Source organism: Pantoea sp. SM3, assembly GCF_000963995.1.
Classification (GTDB): Bacteria; Pseudomonadota; Gammaproteobacteria; order Enterobacterales; family Enterobacteriaceae; genus Pantoea; species Pantoea rwandensis_B.
The window spans coordinates 80,796-94,382 of record NZ_JZRD01000002.1; the positions used below are offsets into that span (position 1 = coordinate 80,796).

Below are 13,587 nucleotides of genomic sequence, written 5' to 3' on the forward strand. Positions count from 1 at the left end.
GGGTTAAGCATGGGAACTGTCCAGAATGGGCAGCGCCTCGCCAGCGATGGCCGGTGATTTTTTAAACATAGATGCGGCGTCTAATATTGTCAGTAATAAATAGACATATTTTTTCACGTTTGCTCTCTGTCGCGATGCGCTTATCTTGCTGAGTTGTTTGTTTCAGCACATAAAGACACTACAAATCGTGCCCCTTACACTATTTGCTGTGAGCAGAATCACGCACGGCAGCGGAAAACTGCGTTTTTTACCCGATGCCATGTTTTGCCGTCCAGCGATGTTATGAGGTTGTTAGACTGAACCCTCATTTCATTTTTTCTGATGTACACGCCCATGCTACGCTCCATCGAGTCCTGGAAGGTCAATCTGATATCGGTCTGGTTTGGCTGCTTTTTCACTGGATTAGCCATCAGCCAGATTATTCCCTTCCTGCCGCTTTACGTTGAGGAACTCGGTATCCATGGCGCCAATGCACTGAGCGTCTGGTCGGGTCTCACCTTCAGTATCACCTTCATCGTCTCTGCTGCGGTGGCGCCGCTGTGGGGCAGTCTGGCTGACCGTAAAGGGCGCAAGCTGATGCTGTTACGCGCATCCTTTGGTATGGGCGCGGTGATTCTGCTGCAGGCTTTTGTGACCGAAGCATGGCAGCTGCTGCTGCTGCGTGCGCTCATGGGCCTGACATCCGGTTATATTCCTAATGCGATGGCGCTGGTGGCCGCTCAGGTTCCGCGTGAGCGCAGCGGCTGGGCATTGAGCTGTGTCTCCACCGGGCAAATTGGCGGCGTGATTCTGGGGCCGATGATCGGCGGGCTGCTGGCTGACTGGCTGGGACTGCGCATGGTGTTTATTGTCACAGCGGTGCTGTTGATGGTGAGCTTCCTTGTCACGTTGTTCCTGATCAAAGAGACCGGCTACACGCCTGTGAGCAAGCAGGACAAAATGAGCGGACGTGACGTGTTCCGCAGCCTCGACAATCCTCGTCTGATGATGTGTCTGTTCGTCACCACCATGGTGATCCAGATGTGTAACGGCTCGGTAAACCCGATCCTGACGCTGTTCGTGCGCGAGCTGGCACCCGATGCGCAGAATCTGGCCTTCCTCAGTGGTGTGATTGCTGCACTGCCGGGCGTTTCGGCGCTGATCTCCGCCCCTCGTTTGGGTAAGCTGGGCGATCGCATCGGCACGCAGCGCATTCTGATGGGCACCATGCTGTTTTCTCTGGTGTTGCTGATGGCGATGTCATTCGTTACCAGCGCCACCCAGTTAGGCGTGCTGCGTTTCCTGCTGGGCTTTGCCGATGGCGCGATGATGCCCGCAGTACAAACGCTGCTGGTACGCCACTCGCGCGATAATGTCACCGGACGCATCTTTGGCTACAACCAATCCTTTATGTATCTCGGCAATGTGGCCGGCCCGCTATTGGGTGCGGCGGTGTCTGCTGCGACCGGCTATCGCTGGGTCTTCTTCGCGACCGCTGTGGTGGTGCTGTTGAATGTCCTGCTTCTGCGCCGCTTCTATCGCCGCCCGAAAACCGAGCTGACTCCTCCGCTGAGCCAGCAAGGTGAGGCCGCGAAGAATATTACTGGCGCAGCGTCATCGCGTAGTGCCACTGCTGCTGAGAAAGCAAAAACTCCGGGCTGACGCTGGGGCTCCATGAGTCGTCACCGCCCACGCCCATATGGAAGCCATCAAGGTGCAGCCAACAGCCTTCCTCTTCCCGCAACAGATGGCGATGCGAAGTATCCCGCAACTGCTCCAGGCTGTAGCGGCTGAGCGAGAAAGCAAAATCGCCGCTCGCCTGCCAGCTGCCGGTATCAAGCTGGCGCGTGCCGCAGCGCAATCCGTTCTCACCCGGGAACACATAGGCGGTACTCAGCGCAGCCAGCGGCTGCTGCCAGTGCGAAAACTGCGCCGCCAGTTGACGATCCGGATAGTTTTCGTGCGGACCCAGACCGAGCCAGCACACGTTCTGCGGTGCGTTCCTCAACTGGCAACGTAACCCGATGCGCGCGGGAGCAGGCAATCCCGGCGCCTGTTGCACCTCGACACTGATGCTCAACTCACCGTTGCCACCGATCTGATAACGCTTGTGGCTGGTAAAGATCACCTGCCCATTGGCCTGCCACTGATGGCAGGTTTCAATCAGCACGCTGTGTTTCAGACTATCGACCTGCATATCCAGCAGCACCGCTTCCAGCTGGTTATAGCCCGCGTGTTTCCAGCGCTCCACCCAGGCATTGGGATCGACATTGGCGGCTTCACTGGTGCCGATATCGTTATCAATTGGCGCGCGTACGAAGCACTCCTGCAATGACGTCAGCATCGTCTCTTCATCGTTAACAAACCACTGCACCAATTCCCCACTGCGGCGCGAGAAGTGCCAACGCTGTTGTGGCAATTGCACGGCAACCAGATCGTGATTGGCAATCAGTTCTGGCGCGGTTGGCGTGGCATCAATCACCCGTGGCATTAACGCAGCGGGCAGCGGCCATTGATCCCAGGCCACGCAGGCATCGGCTTCCGACCATGCGGTGGCCGCGATCTGATGCACCGCCAGATTCAGCCATGCATTTCCCTGTAAATGTTCAGCGGCAGGGATATCAATCACCTGGCTGCCCTGTGCGGCAAGATGCAGCGGCAGTTCGCCCCGCGCGAGTGATACGCCTTCCTGTTCGATCGACCAGCGCAGCACTTCATTATCGCTGCTGCGGAACAGATACTCGCTGGAGAGGGTGAAACGCCAGGCGTTATTGGCATCGCGCTGGAACTGGAAGAACTGCTGTGCACGCTGTGCTTCAAACAGAGCAGGATGCGGCGTGCGATCGGCAAACACCAGGCCGTTCATGCAAAACTGGCGGTCGTTAGGCGTATCACCAAAATCGCCGCCGTAGGCTTGCCATGGCTGGCCTTGCTCGTCATAACGCGTCAGGCTTTGATCGACCCAATCCCAGACGAAGCCGCCCTGCAGGCGCGGGAACTGGCGGAAAGCCTGCCAGTATTTGGCGAAGCCTCCGAAACTATTGCCCATGGCATGCGCATACTCGCACAAGATTAACGGACGCGTTTCACCCGGCAGGCCAATCCATTTTTTCAGCGACCATTTCGGCACGGCTGGGAAGGGCTGATCCTGATCGACGCGCGCATACATCGGGCAGACAAGATCGGTGGCGGCGGTATTGGCACCTCCGCCTTCGTATTGCACCGGACGCGTTGGGTCGCTGCTTTTCACCCACTGGTAGAGTGCATCGTGCGTACTGCCGTGGCCGGACTCATTGCCCAGTGACCAGATGATGATGCAGGCGTGGTTGCGATCGCGCTGTACCATGCGCGTCACACGTTCGCTGTAAGCGGCGGACCAGCGTGGATCGGCCGATAAACGGTTCATTGGCTGCATGCCGTGGGTTTCAATATTGGCCTCATCGACGACATATAAGCCATATTCATCGCACAGGCGATACCACAGCGGATGGTTGGGATAATGCGCACAGCGAACGGCGTTGAAGTTGTGGCGCTTCATCAATTCAATATCGCGCCGCATGCTGGCTTCATCCACCACCTGGCCATTTTCCGGATGGTGTTCATGGCGATTGACACCGCGAATCAGCAGCGCTTTACCGTTAACGCACAGCTGGCCGTTTTCAATGCTGACGCGCCGGAAGCCCACATCGTAGGCTTCCGCTTCAATCACCTGACCGTTGTCATCCAGCAGTGTCACCACGGCACGATAAAGGTGGGGCGTTTCCGCGCTCCACAGCAGCGGATTTTTTATCGGCAACACCAGCAACGCGCGCTCTGGGTAATGTCCACGCTCGTCAATGACCGCACTGCCCGGCGCTTGTTCTTCGCTGCCGATGCAGGTTTCGTCTTGCCACAGGCTCACACGCAGACGGCACTGATTTAGCGGCCGTTCACCAGCGTTAATTTTGACACTCACGCGCAGATCGCCACGGATATATTCCGGGCTCAGCGCCGTTTCGATTTGCACGTCAGCCAGTTGAGTTGATGGCTTATGGAGCAGGGTGACGTCGCGGAAAATCCCGCTCATGCGCCACATATCCTGATCTTCTAAATAGCTGCCATCGCTCCAGCGCAACACCATCACTGCCAGTCGGTTCTGGCCTCGCTGCAATGACTGACTCAGATCAAACTCGGCCGGCAGGCGGCTGTCCTGGGAATAGCCTATCCACTGCCCGTTGCACCACAAGAAGAAGGCGGAGTTGACACCATCAAACACAATGCGCGTTTGTCCTTGCGTCAGCCAACTGTCATTAACATTGAATGTGAGCGAGTAACATCCAGTGGGATTCTCTTTAGGTACCCAAGGCGGATTGACGGGGATGGGATATTGCACGTTGGTGTAGATTGGCGCATCGAAGCCATGCAGTTGCCAGTTAGCGGGTACGGGAAGTGCGTGCGCGCCGGGCAGATCCTGCAGTAACCAACTTTGTGGCACCGCTTCGGGTTGAGGGAAATAGCTGAAAGTCCACTGACCGTTTAATAACTGACGCGAAGGCGAGGGGGCGTCATCACGTGCACTGACTTCATCGCGCCAGCTGGAAAACGGCGGATGAGCATCCAGACGATTCAGGCTGGTGATCACCGGATTTTCCCAGTCGCGACGCGCCAGGATATCACTGAGAGAAAGGGTGGGCAGGGTCATGGTAAGATCTCATTGATTGTAATGCGCTCACATTGCGTCATTTCGCGCGGCGTGTAAAGTGATCGACCGCCCGCAATGGTTGAAATTTTCGTCAATATGATGATGCCTCTGTGGTTTTTTCGCGGGTGTAGTGCCAGTAATTTGTTAAGCATGGTGAGCAGAGATGAATAGCGCCGGGTTGCAGAGAATTCTGTATTGTCGCGCCCGTTGCCGCCTCATACACTCAGCCCGATTTCACCATTCTGAGGTAATTATGGTCCGTATTATTAAACTCGCTGCCGTTGTGGCATTGGTGACCGCGTTGAGCGGTTGTATCTTCCCACCGCCGGGTGGCGGAGGCGGTTGGGGTGGTCCTGGCGGCGGTGGCGGTCCGGGTCGTGGCTTTATGGGGCCCCATTAATTAGCGCCAGACGGTAATGCATGACGACGCGCGAAACGTTTCGAAAAAGCCCTATCTATGAAGTGAAACGTTTCGCCGTTACATATTGAAATTCCGTTTCTTTTTTAACGCTGCGCTTATTCTAAATTTTGGGCAAACTGCCACAAACCCCTGTTGTTTTCGCTCCCTCAATGCTAACGTCTGTTTTCCATCTCTTATTGAGCCCGTCGCATGAAAAACCTGATTGCGGAACTCCTGCTAAAACTGGCTGAGAAAGAAGAAGAGTCCAAAGAATTAGTGGTCCAGGTTGAGGCATTAGAAATTGTGCTGACGGCCATGCTGCGTAAGCTGGAACCTGAACAATTCAACGAGATTGCGGCTGGTATCGCCACCGCGATGCCTCCACTTGCCCCTGCGGCAGAAACCCCTGATACCACTCTGCTGCGTAACTACGTTGAAAAGCTGCTGAATCATCCCCGCGTGTAAGCGTCACGTCACGCTGAAGAACCGATTTTGCTGTTAGCGTGCTCGCAGCAAGCTCTGGACGAGAGAATATATTTTTTTCTGCATTGCTTATTTCCTGCCATGATTAAAAGGCAATAATTCTATGGAGATTCCGGCAATGAAATCGTGTCTTTTGGCAATGATAGCAGCAGGCCTGCTGTTGGCGGGCAGTGCGGGGGCAGCAGAGAAAACCGCCCAACAAAATAAAATGACCATGTGTAACCAACACGCTTCCTCGCAGGATTTAAAAGGGGACGCGCGTAAATCCTTCATGAGCGACTGTCTAAAAAAAGACAGCAAGATGGGCAGCATGACGCCACAGCAAATGAAGATGAAAACCTGTAATACCGACGCGGCTGATAAAAAACTCAGCGGCGATGCGCGTAAGACTTTTATGAGTTCCTGCCTGAAAAAAGCCTAATCGAATGACCCCCTGATTTAAGGGTTCATACTTGGTATGAGCCCTTTTTATTGCACCTCTCTTTCTGTTCAGAAGAAAAAGTAATAGCCGGATCGTCATCACATTTTAAGTGCGGCAAAGGTGGCAGGATTTATTAATCCCAAATAAGGACTAATTAAAAAATAACCTATTCTTCCCCTCGAGGCCGGTTCCTTCGTCGGGCAGCTTTGACCTGTGGAGACTCTTATGAATGTGCTAGATTATGCGGTAATGGCGCTTTATGCGTTGATGATAGTGGCCATTACGCTCTGGGCGATGCGTAAAGTAGGCAGCACGCGTGATTTCTTCGCGGCAGGTGGAAAAATGCCCTGGTGGCTATCCGGCGTCTCGCATCATATGTCCGGCTACAGTGCGGCCGTGTTCGTGGCCTATGCCGCAGTGGCTTACAACATGGGCATCACCCTCTATTTCTGGTGGGCGTTTCCCATCTCGATTGCGGTATTAATCGGATCGCGCCTCTTTGCGCCACGCTGGGCCCGGCTGCGGATTCATATGAATATCGAATCGCCGATGGAGTACCTCGCTACGCGCTATAACCTGCCAACGCAGATGGTGCTGGCGTGGAGTGGGGTGCTGCTGAAAACCTTCGACGTCGGCGCTAAATGGGCCGCCATCGCCGTGATCATCAACGTCTTTACCGGATTAGATCCGTTGATAGGCATTTGCATCTCCGGTGCGCTGAGCCTGTTCTATACGGTGATGGGCGGTTTATGGGCCGATGCCTGTAATGACTTCGGCCAGTTTGTGGTGCAGTTTGTCGCCGCGATTGTCATGGTGGTGGCTGTGGCGATGCATCTTGGTGGTTTCGGCGAGCTGTTTACCATCTGGCAGCACTTGCCCGCGACGCACACCGACATCGTTCAGGAGCCTTACACACTCGGCTTTATTCTGGCCTACTTTGTGATTTACACCCTGAGCTACAACGGTGGTACCTGGAATCTGGCACAGCGCTTTATCGCCGCACCGGCGGGCCGCGATGCACGTAAAGCCGCGTTGCTCTCGGCTGCACTCTATCTGATCTGGCCGCTGATTCTGTTCTGGCCGATGTGGGCTGCACCGCTGTTGTTTCCTCATCTCAGCGATCCCTCACGTTCTTACTCTGTGATGGCCATGGAATTGCTGCCGAATGGGTTAATCGGATTAGTGCTGGTGGCGATGTTCACTCACACGCTATCGATGACCTCATCAGATGCCAATGCCATCACGGCAGTGGTCACGCGTGACATTCTTCCCGGCATGCTGCCGCGCCGTTTTCAGCGTGGTAAAAGCTCGCTGTTAATGGCGCGTCTGACAGCTTTTCTCTTCATCATCACCACGTTGATTATCGCCATGAATGCCAGCCGTTTCGGCGGTGTGCTGTCTCTGCTGATTATCTGGTTCGGCGGATTGGTGGGGCCCATTTCGATTCCGATGCTTTTAGGCTTACTGCCCGCATTTCGCCGTAGCGGCAGTGCCGCCGCGCTGGTGAGCTGGGCGGTAGGTGTGGGCACCTTTTTCTGCGTGAAGTTTATCTTCACCGATGTCAGCACCGCCACTCAGGTGGCCGCACCCGTCATGTCATCACTGGTGCTGTTTGTGGTGATGGGATGGCTGCGCCGTGCGTCGGTCCGTCCGGAAGTTGACGCGCTGCTCACAGCACTCAATCAGGATCAGAATACGACTGCCAGTTCGCGCTGGCCGCAGAGTCACAACGCTTCTCAGGAGGGATAGGAATGACGCTTTTACAACAGGGAAAGCGCGACCGCTTATGGGTCAAACGCTTCGCCCATCGTGATGCATTAGGCGCCGCAGCGGCACAGGATTGCATCGCGCATCTGCAACAATTACTGCAACAGCAGGCGGTGGTGCGGATGGTTTTTGCTGCCGCGCCTTCACAACGTGAGTTTCTCGCTGCACTGGTTGCCGCACCCCATCTCGACTGGCAGCGCATCCACGCGTTTCATATGGATGAATACATTGGGCTGGATGAGGGGGCGCCGCAGCGATTCAGTCATTTTCTGCGTGAGCAACTGTTTGACCAGGTTCAACCCGGCGAAGTGCATCTCATCCCTTCGAGTGGCGATCCGGCGGAAATTTGTCGCGCCTACGCGCGCAAACTGGAGGCGGCGGCGATCGATGTGGTCTGTCTGGGCATTGGTGAAAATGGCCATCTGGCCTTTAACGATCCGCCGGTGGCGGATTTCAGCGATCCGCTTAGCGTCAAGACAGTGCAACTGGATCTCGCCTGCCGTCAGCAGCAGGTCAACGACGGCTGTTTCACCACACTCGAGCAGGTGCCGACGCACGCGGTGACCCTGACGATTCCCGCATTGATGCGTGGTACCCGGCTTTTCTGCATGGTGCCGGGCGCGACCAAACGCGCAGCAGTGCAGACCACACTGCAGGATGCGATTTCCACGGCTTGCCCGGCAACGCAATTGCGCCAGCATCCCAATTGCACATTGTATATCGACGCCGATGCCTGCGCGGAGGTGGTCTTTGACTGAAACCCTATTACGCGGTCGCGATTATCGCACGCTGGAGCCGATAGAACTCTATCTGCGTGAAGGCACGTTGGCAGAGGTGCGATCGCTGTCAGAGCCCGACAACGATCTAATTCTGGCGCCGGGTCTGGTGGATCTGCAAGTGAATGGCTATCAGGGGGTAGATTTTAATCACTTTCCTTTTAGCGAACAGGATGTGCTGCATGCCACGCGCGCCCTGTGGCAGCAAGGTGTCACCAGTTTTTTGCCAACGGTGATCACCGCACAAGCAGATGAGATCACGCAAGCGCTGCAGCGATTGGCTAGCGCCAGTGAGCACTATTCAGACGTTGCGCTGGCGGTGCCGGGTTTTCATCTGGAAGGACCGTTTTTGTCACCGGAAGATGGGCCGCGTGGTGCGCATCCACGCGAGGCGATCTGTGCGCCGGATATCGCCTTGTTTGATTGCTGGCAACGAGCCGCTCAGCAGGGCATTCGTTTACTGACGCTCTCGCCGGAATGGCCACAAAGCCGCGAGCTCATTCGGCATTGCGTGGCACAGCAGGTGCGGGTCGCCATAGGGCACACTTCAGCCTCTGCCGCGCAGATTCATGATGCGGTGCTGGCAGGCGCCTCGCTCTCTACCCATCTGGGCAATGGCGCACATCTGCAACTGCCGCGCCATCCCAATTACATCTGGCAGCAGCTCGCAGAAGATGCGCTGGCGGCCACGCTGATTGCCGATGGTGACCATTTACCCGCCGAGGTGTTGAAAGTCTTTTTACGGGCGAAAGGCGAGCAGGCTTTACTGGTCAGTGATGTGACCTGTTTCGCCGGGCAGCCGCCGGGCATCTACGATTCGGCAATCGGCGGACGTGTACAACTGAGTGCAGAAGGGCGGCTAAGCATGGCGGATGCGCCACAATTGCTGGCCGGGTCGGCGCGGGGCCTGCTGGATGGCGTCAATTTTCTGCTGCGGCAAAAATTAGCCTCTTTGCAGCAGGCGATTGAGATGGCATCGATTCGACCGGCGCAGCAGTTAGCTTTGCCTCAGCAGCATGGGTTAGCAATCGGCGCACCAGCGGATCTGCTGGTACTGAAGCCTCAGCCAGATAACAGCGTGGCGTTAGTGGCGTGCATCAAACAGGGCAAAAAGGTGTGGCAAGCCGCTTCAGCCTGAAGCGCAATTTTATTTTCCTCGCTAACGGCGTGATAAATCATAGCTTATTCGCCGTTACGCTTTGTTTCTTCAGCGAAATTCTCCTGCTTTGCCAGGCTTACTGTTTGTAGGGATTTAATGTCGTGAATCCAATAACAACGCAGGAGGCTAATTGTGAGCTATCAATCTGTCGTGGAACTCAAATCACTGGCGCAGCGTAAACCCACCAAATTCACCGTGGGTGATGTCGATATGGTGCTGGTTCGCGATGGCGAACGGGTGCAGGCGTTGCAGGCCAAGTGCCCGCATGCGGGAGCACCGTTAGAGCAGGGCGCCATTTGCGGCGATAAGCTGGTGTGTCCGTGGCACAAGGCGGTATTTCAACTGCGCGATGGCAAAATGTGTGAGCCGCTGGCATTGGCTAATCTCAAACGCTACCCGGTACGTGTTGAACAGGGCAAGGTGCTGGTCAATCCGCAGGCGATGTCGCCTGCCAGTGCGCCTGCGGCTCAGGGCGAATCACCGGTGTGCGTGATTTTAGGTTCCGGAGCCGCAGGCAGTGCGGCGATCTGGACGCTACGCGATGAAGGCTTTAGCGGGCACATTGTTTTGGTAGAGCGCGAATCCGCCGCCCCTTACGATCGCACCGCGCTGAGCAAATTTGTGCCTTCGGGAAAAATGGCGATTGAAGATGTGCCCAAACTCCTCAAGCCGGATGTACTGGGCTCGCTTCAGCGCATTCAGGGCGAGGTCGCGCAGCTCAAAGCGCAGGATCAGACGTTGATGCTTTCTGATGGTCAGAAAGTGAAATTTGATCAGCTATTAATAGCCAGCGGCGGCACTCCTCAGCCTCTCGCTATCCCCGGTAAGGATTTGAAGGGTGTGCATCTGCTACGTTCGCTGAATCAGACCGATGAACTGCTCAAACAGGTGGATGAGACACAGCAGTTGGTGATAATCGGCAATAGTTTTATCGGTATGGAGATGGCGGGTGCACTGCGCAATCGGGATGTGGATGTCACGGTCATTGCCCGTCATCCGCTGCCGTTTGCAAAGCAGTTTGGTGAAGAGATTGGACGCCATTTTTACGAACTGCATCGCAGCAATGGGGTGAAATTTGTTGAGGGTGAGCCGGAAGCGCTGGAAGGGGATGAGCAGGTGCGTTCGGTGCGCCTGAAAGGGGGTAAATCAGTGCCAGCAAGTCAGGTACTGTTTGCTACCGGCGTGAAACCGGCGACGAATTTTATCCACGATTTGCCACTGCAGGACGATGACAGCTTGCTCGCTGATGGGCAGCTACGCGTTGCTGAAAACATCTGGGTCGCGGGCGATATCGCCAGTTATCTTACGCCGCGTGGCCCGCAGCGCATTGAGCACTATCGTGTGGCTCATCAGCAGGGACGTATCGCGGCACTCAATATGTTGGGCAAAGGTGTGATGTATGATCGCGTGCCGTTTTTCTGGACCGCGCATTATGGCACGCGCTACGAATATCTGGGCCATGCCGAAGAGTGGGACGACTACCGTCTGCTGGGATCGCTTCAGGACAAAAAATTTATCGCCTTTTACTGTCGTCAGGGCATCATCGCGGCGGTGTGTTCAGCTGGGATGTACACGCTGACGGCGGCGCTGGTGGAAACAATGCAGCAACCGATGACGCTGGCGCAAGGGCTGGCGTTGTTTGAAGCGTATCAGGGACAGGGCGCTTAAAGAGGTCTGCACAACATTGGGCAGATTCAGGTGCGCGGACATGCGCACCTGATGAAACCAAAATAGGTTACTGTTTACTCAATGCTTCGGACTTGGCCATGCACTGCTGCATCGCGTTGATCACCGCCGCGCGGAAGCCTTTCTCCTCCAGCACTTTCACCGCTTCGATGGTGGTGCCGCCAGGTGAGCACACCATATCTTTTAATTCGCCTGGGTGTTTGCCGGTTTCCAGCACCATCTGCGCCGAGCCTTTGACCGCCTGTGCGGCAAATTGATAAGCCTGCGCACGCGGCATACCGCCCAGCACCGCGGCATCCGCCATCGCTTCAATAAACATAAACACATAAGCGGGTGCTGATCCGCTCACGCCGACCACAGCATGAATCAGATATTCATTCACCACCGCGGCTTTGCCGAAGCTCTCGAAAATGCCGACCACTTCATCGACTTCGTGCGGTTCCACCAGCACGTTAGGCGTGATTGAAGTCATACCTTCGTTCACCAGCGACGGCGTATTCGGCATGACGCGGATGATTTTGCGGTCGTGCCCGAGCACGGCGGCCAGCGAATCGAGAGTAACGCCTGCAGCAATCGACACCACCAGCGCATCTTTCTTCAATTGGCCCGCGAGATCTTTCAGCACCTTGAGAATCACATTCGGTTTCACGGCACCAAACAGGATATCGACTTCACGTGCCAGACTTTCCGGGCTCTCTGCCGCCGTCACGCCATATTGCTCTGCCATCGCCTGATTGGTGGCCGGTTTGCGGTCGCAGACCCAGATGTTGGCCGGGGCGATCAGCCCGCTGTTGACCAGTCCGCTGATAATGGCTTTCGCCATATTGCCGCAGCCGATAAACCCGATTTTCTTCTCCAGCATCGCTCTATCCTTTAAGTGTTCATTTTCTCGTGCGAGTTAGCTTACGACAGCTGTGCTGAATAACAAGCCGCGTAAAAATATTTGCCATTCTGCCGCAAGCGGGCAAGATCGCCTGCAATTCTGTAGGAAAAAGGAAAACACATGTCGATTTGGGTTGATGCCGATGCCTGCCCCAATGTCATCAAAGAAGTGCTGTATCGTGCCGCCGAACGCGCCAAAATCACCGTGACTTTCGTGGCGAATCAGCCGCTGCGCGTACCGCCATCACCGTGGCTGAAAACGCTGCAGGTCGCGGCGGGGTTTGATGTCGCTGACAACGAGATCGTGAAGCGTGTGCAGCCGGGCGAGCTGGTGATCACCGGGGATATTCCTTTAGCGGCAGAAGTGCTGGAGAAGGGCGCTGCGGCGTTGAATCCGCGTGGCGAGCGCTACTCACCGGATACCATTCGTCAGCGTCTGACCATGCGTGACTTTATGGAAACCCTGCGAGCGAGTGGCGTGCAAAGTGGCGGCCCGTCGGCGCTAAACCAACGTGACCGCCAGCTGTTTGCTAACGAATTGGATAAGTGGTTACGCCAGCGCTAATCAGACGAAGCTGTCATCGTCGTCGTAGTCGCCGCCACCAAAGTCGCTGAAATCGTTGTTATCCGCAAAGCTGTTGTTATCCCAGCTGGCGTTGTCGTTCAGGAAGGCATTGTTGCTGTCATTACCGTTAAAGGTATCGAGGCTGTTATCCACCTGTGGCAGCGCCGGTTCGTTGATGATATTCACAATCTCTTCCGGCTGAGAATGATGGAACATGCTGGTGAGCATATCGGCCATCACCACACCCCCGGCCACACCGACGGCTGTCTGTAATGCACCACCGAGGAAACCCGTGCCGCGCGCAGGCGGAGCCGCATATTGCTGTTGAGGCTGCGCATATTGCTGCTGAGGCTGCGCATATTGCTGCTGAGGCTGCTGCGGCGCGCTGCTCCACACTGGCTGTTGCTGCTGCGGTGCAGACTGGCGAGAACCGCCGCCAAACAGACTCGACAGGAAACCGCCGCTGCTCTGCTGCGGTGCTTGCTGTTGTTGCTGAGCCTGTGCCAGGCGATTCTCCAGATCGGCCACCTGAGCGTTGAGTTTTTTCAGCGCTGCTTCCTGAATCAGGATTGCCTGTGACATGTAGTAAGGTGCACCAGGCTGGTTCTGCAAGTGCTGTTTAATCAGCTGTTCGGCACCGGCATCACGCGGACCGCTCTGGGTTTCAGCCTGTTTCAGTCGGCTAAAGAGATTGTCGATTAACTGTTGTTCTTCATTCTGCATGGTGTGAACCTCCAATGATTCGTACCTCCTTATATGTGGTCAACGTGACAGAAAGTAAATCAATG

The 13,587-nt window shown here is 55.7% G+C and carries 12 protein-coding genes; 9 read left to right on the forward strand and 3 right to left on the reverse strand.

The genetic code is table 11. The features are described 5' to 3' along the window. Positions 1 to 333: 333 nt before the first annotated feature. Positions 334 to 1,641 (forward strand): multidrug efflux MFS transporter, encoded by a 1,308-nt coding sequence (locus VI01_RS01415; RefSeq protein ID WP_045813743.1) that lies wholly within the window; start codon positions 334 to 336, stop codon positions 1,639 to 1,641. Here VI01_RS01415 and VI01_RS01420 read toward each other — a convergent pair. After that, the gene (locus VI01_RS01420; RefSeq protein ID WP_045813744.1) at positions 1,580 to 4,660 is read right to left on the reverse strand and encodes a beta-galactosidase; all 3,081 of its coding nucleotides are present in this window, start codon (positions 4,658 to 4,660) and stop codon (positions 1,580 to 1,582) included. The genes VI01_RS01415 and VI01_RS01420 overlap by 62 nt on opposite strands. A gap of 253 nt (positions 4,661 to 4,913) precedes the next feature. On the opposite strand from VI01_RS01420, the gene VI01_RS25540 reads away from it, so the two are divergent. The 7 genes from VI01_RS25540 (at position 4,914) to VI01_RS01450 (ending at position 11,334) form a co-directional block, all read left to right on the forward strand. Beyond that, positions 4,914 to 5,060: a hypothetical protein gene (locus VI01_RS25540; protein WP_166933682.1), complete on the forward strand. Its 147-nt coding sequence runs from the start codon at positions 4,914 to 4,916 to the stop codon at positions 5,058 to 5,060. 210 nt (positions 5,061 to 5,270) lie between these two features. Next, positions 5,271 to 5,525 (forward strand): anti-adapter protein IraP, encoded by a 255-nt coding sequence (iraP, locus tag VI01_RS01425; protein WP_038648694.1) that lies wholly within the window; start codon positions 5,271 to 5,273, stop codon positions 5,523 to 5,525. Between the two features lie 136 nt (positions 5,526 to 5,661). Then, the gene (locus VI01_RS01430; RefSeq protein WP_038650257.1) at positions 5,662 to 5,964 is read left to right on the forward strand and encodes a PsiF family protein; all 303 of its coding nucleotides are present in this window, start codon (positions 5,662 to 5,664) and stop codon (positions 5,962 to 5,964) included. Between the two features lie 225 nt (positions 5,965 to 6,189). Next, positions 6,190 to 7,713, forward strand: a complete 1,524-nt coding sequence (locus VI01_RS01435; RefSeq protein ID WP_045813745.1) for a sodium:solute symporter family protein — start codon at positions 6,190 to 6,192, stop codon at positions 7,711 to 7,713. Positions 7,714 to 7,715: 2 nt separating this feature from the next. Beyond that, positions 7,716 to 8,489, forward strand: a complete 774-nt coding sequence (locus tag VI01_RS01440; protein ID WP_045813746.1) for a glucosamine-6-phosphate deaminase — start codon at positions 7,716 to 7,718, stop codon at positions 8,487 to 8,489. Continuing rightward, positions 8,482 to 9,645 (forward strand): N-acetylglucosamine-6-phosphate deacetylase, encoded by a 1,164-nt coding sequence (locus VI01_RS01445; RefSeq protein ID WP_052696958.1) that lies wholly within the window; start codon positions 8,482 to 8,484, stop codon positions 9,643 to 9,645. The genes VI01_RS01440 and VI01_RS01445 overlap by 8 nt, the downstream gene beginning before the upstream one ends. 153 nt (positions 9,646 to 9,798) lie before the next feature. Next, positions 9,799 to 11,334 carry an FAD-dependent oxidoreductase gene (locus VI01_RS01450; protein ID WP_045813747.1) on the forward strand — a complete coding sequence of 512 codons (1,536 nt, stop codon included), beginning with the start codon at positions 9,799 to 9,801 and terminating at the stop codon, positions 11,332 to 11,334. Positions 11,335 to 11,401: 67 nt separating this feature from the next. Here VI01_RS01450 and proC read toward each other — a convergent pair whose 3' ends face one another. After that, complete coding sequence (gene proC / locus VI01_RS01455; protein ID WP_045813748.1) at positions 11,402 to 12,214, reverse strand: pyrroline-5-carboxylate reductase; 813 nt, start codon at positions 12,212 to 12,214, stop codon at positions 11,402 to 11,404. A 141-nt stretch (positions 12,215 to 12,355) separates the two neighbouring features. Here proC and VI01_RS01460 point away from each other — a divergent pair, with 141 nt between their 5' ends. Next, entirely contained in the window at positions 12,356 to 12,799 is a 444-nt protein-coding gene (locus VI01_RS01460; RefSeq protein ID WP_038648672.1) for a YaiI/YqxD family protein, read from the forward strand. Here VI01_RS01460 and VI01_RS01465 read toward each other — a convergent pair whose 3' ends face one another. Next, on the reverse strand, positions 12,800 to 13,522 hold the full coding sequence (locus tag VI01_RS01465; RefSeq protein ID WP_045813749.1) for a DUF2076 domain-containing protein: 723 nt from the start codon (positions 13,520 to 13,522) through the stop codon (positions 12,800 to 12,802). It abuts the gene before it with no gap. Positions 13,523 to 13,587 lie beyond the last annotated feature (65 nt).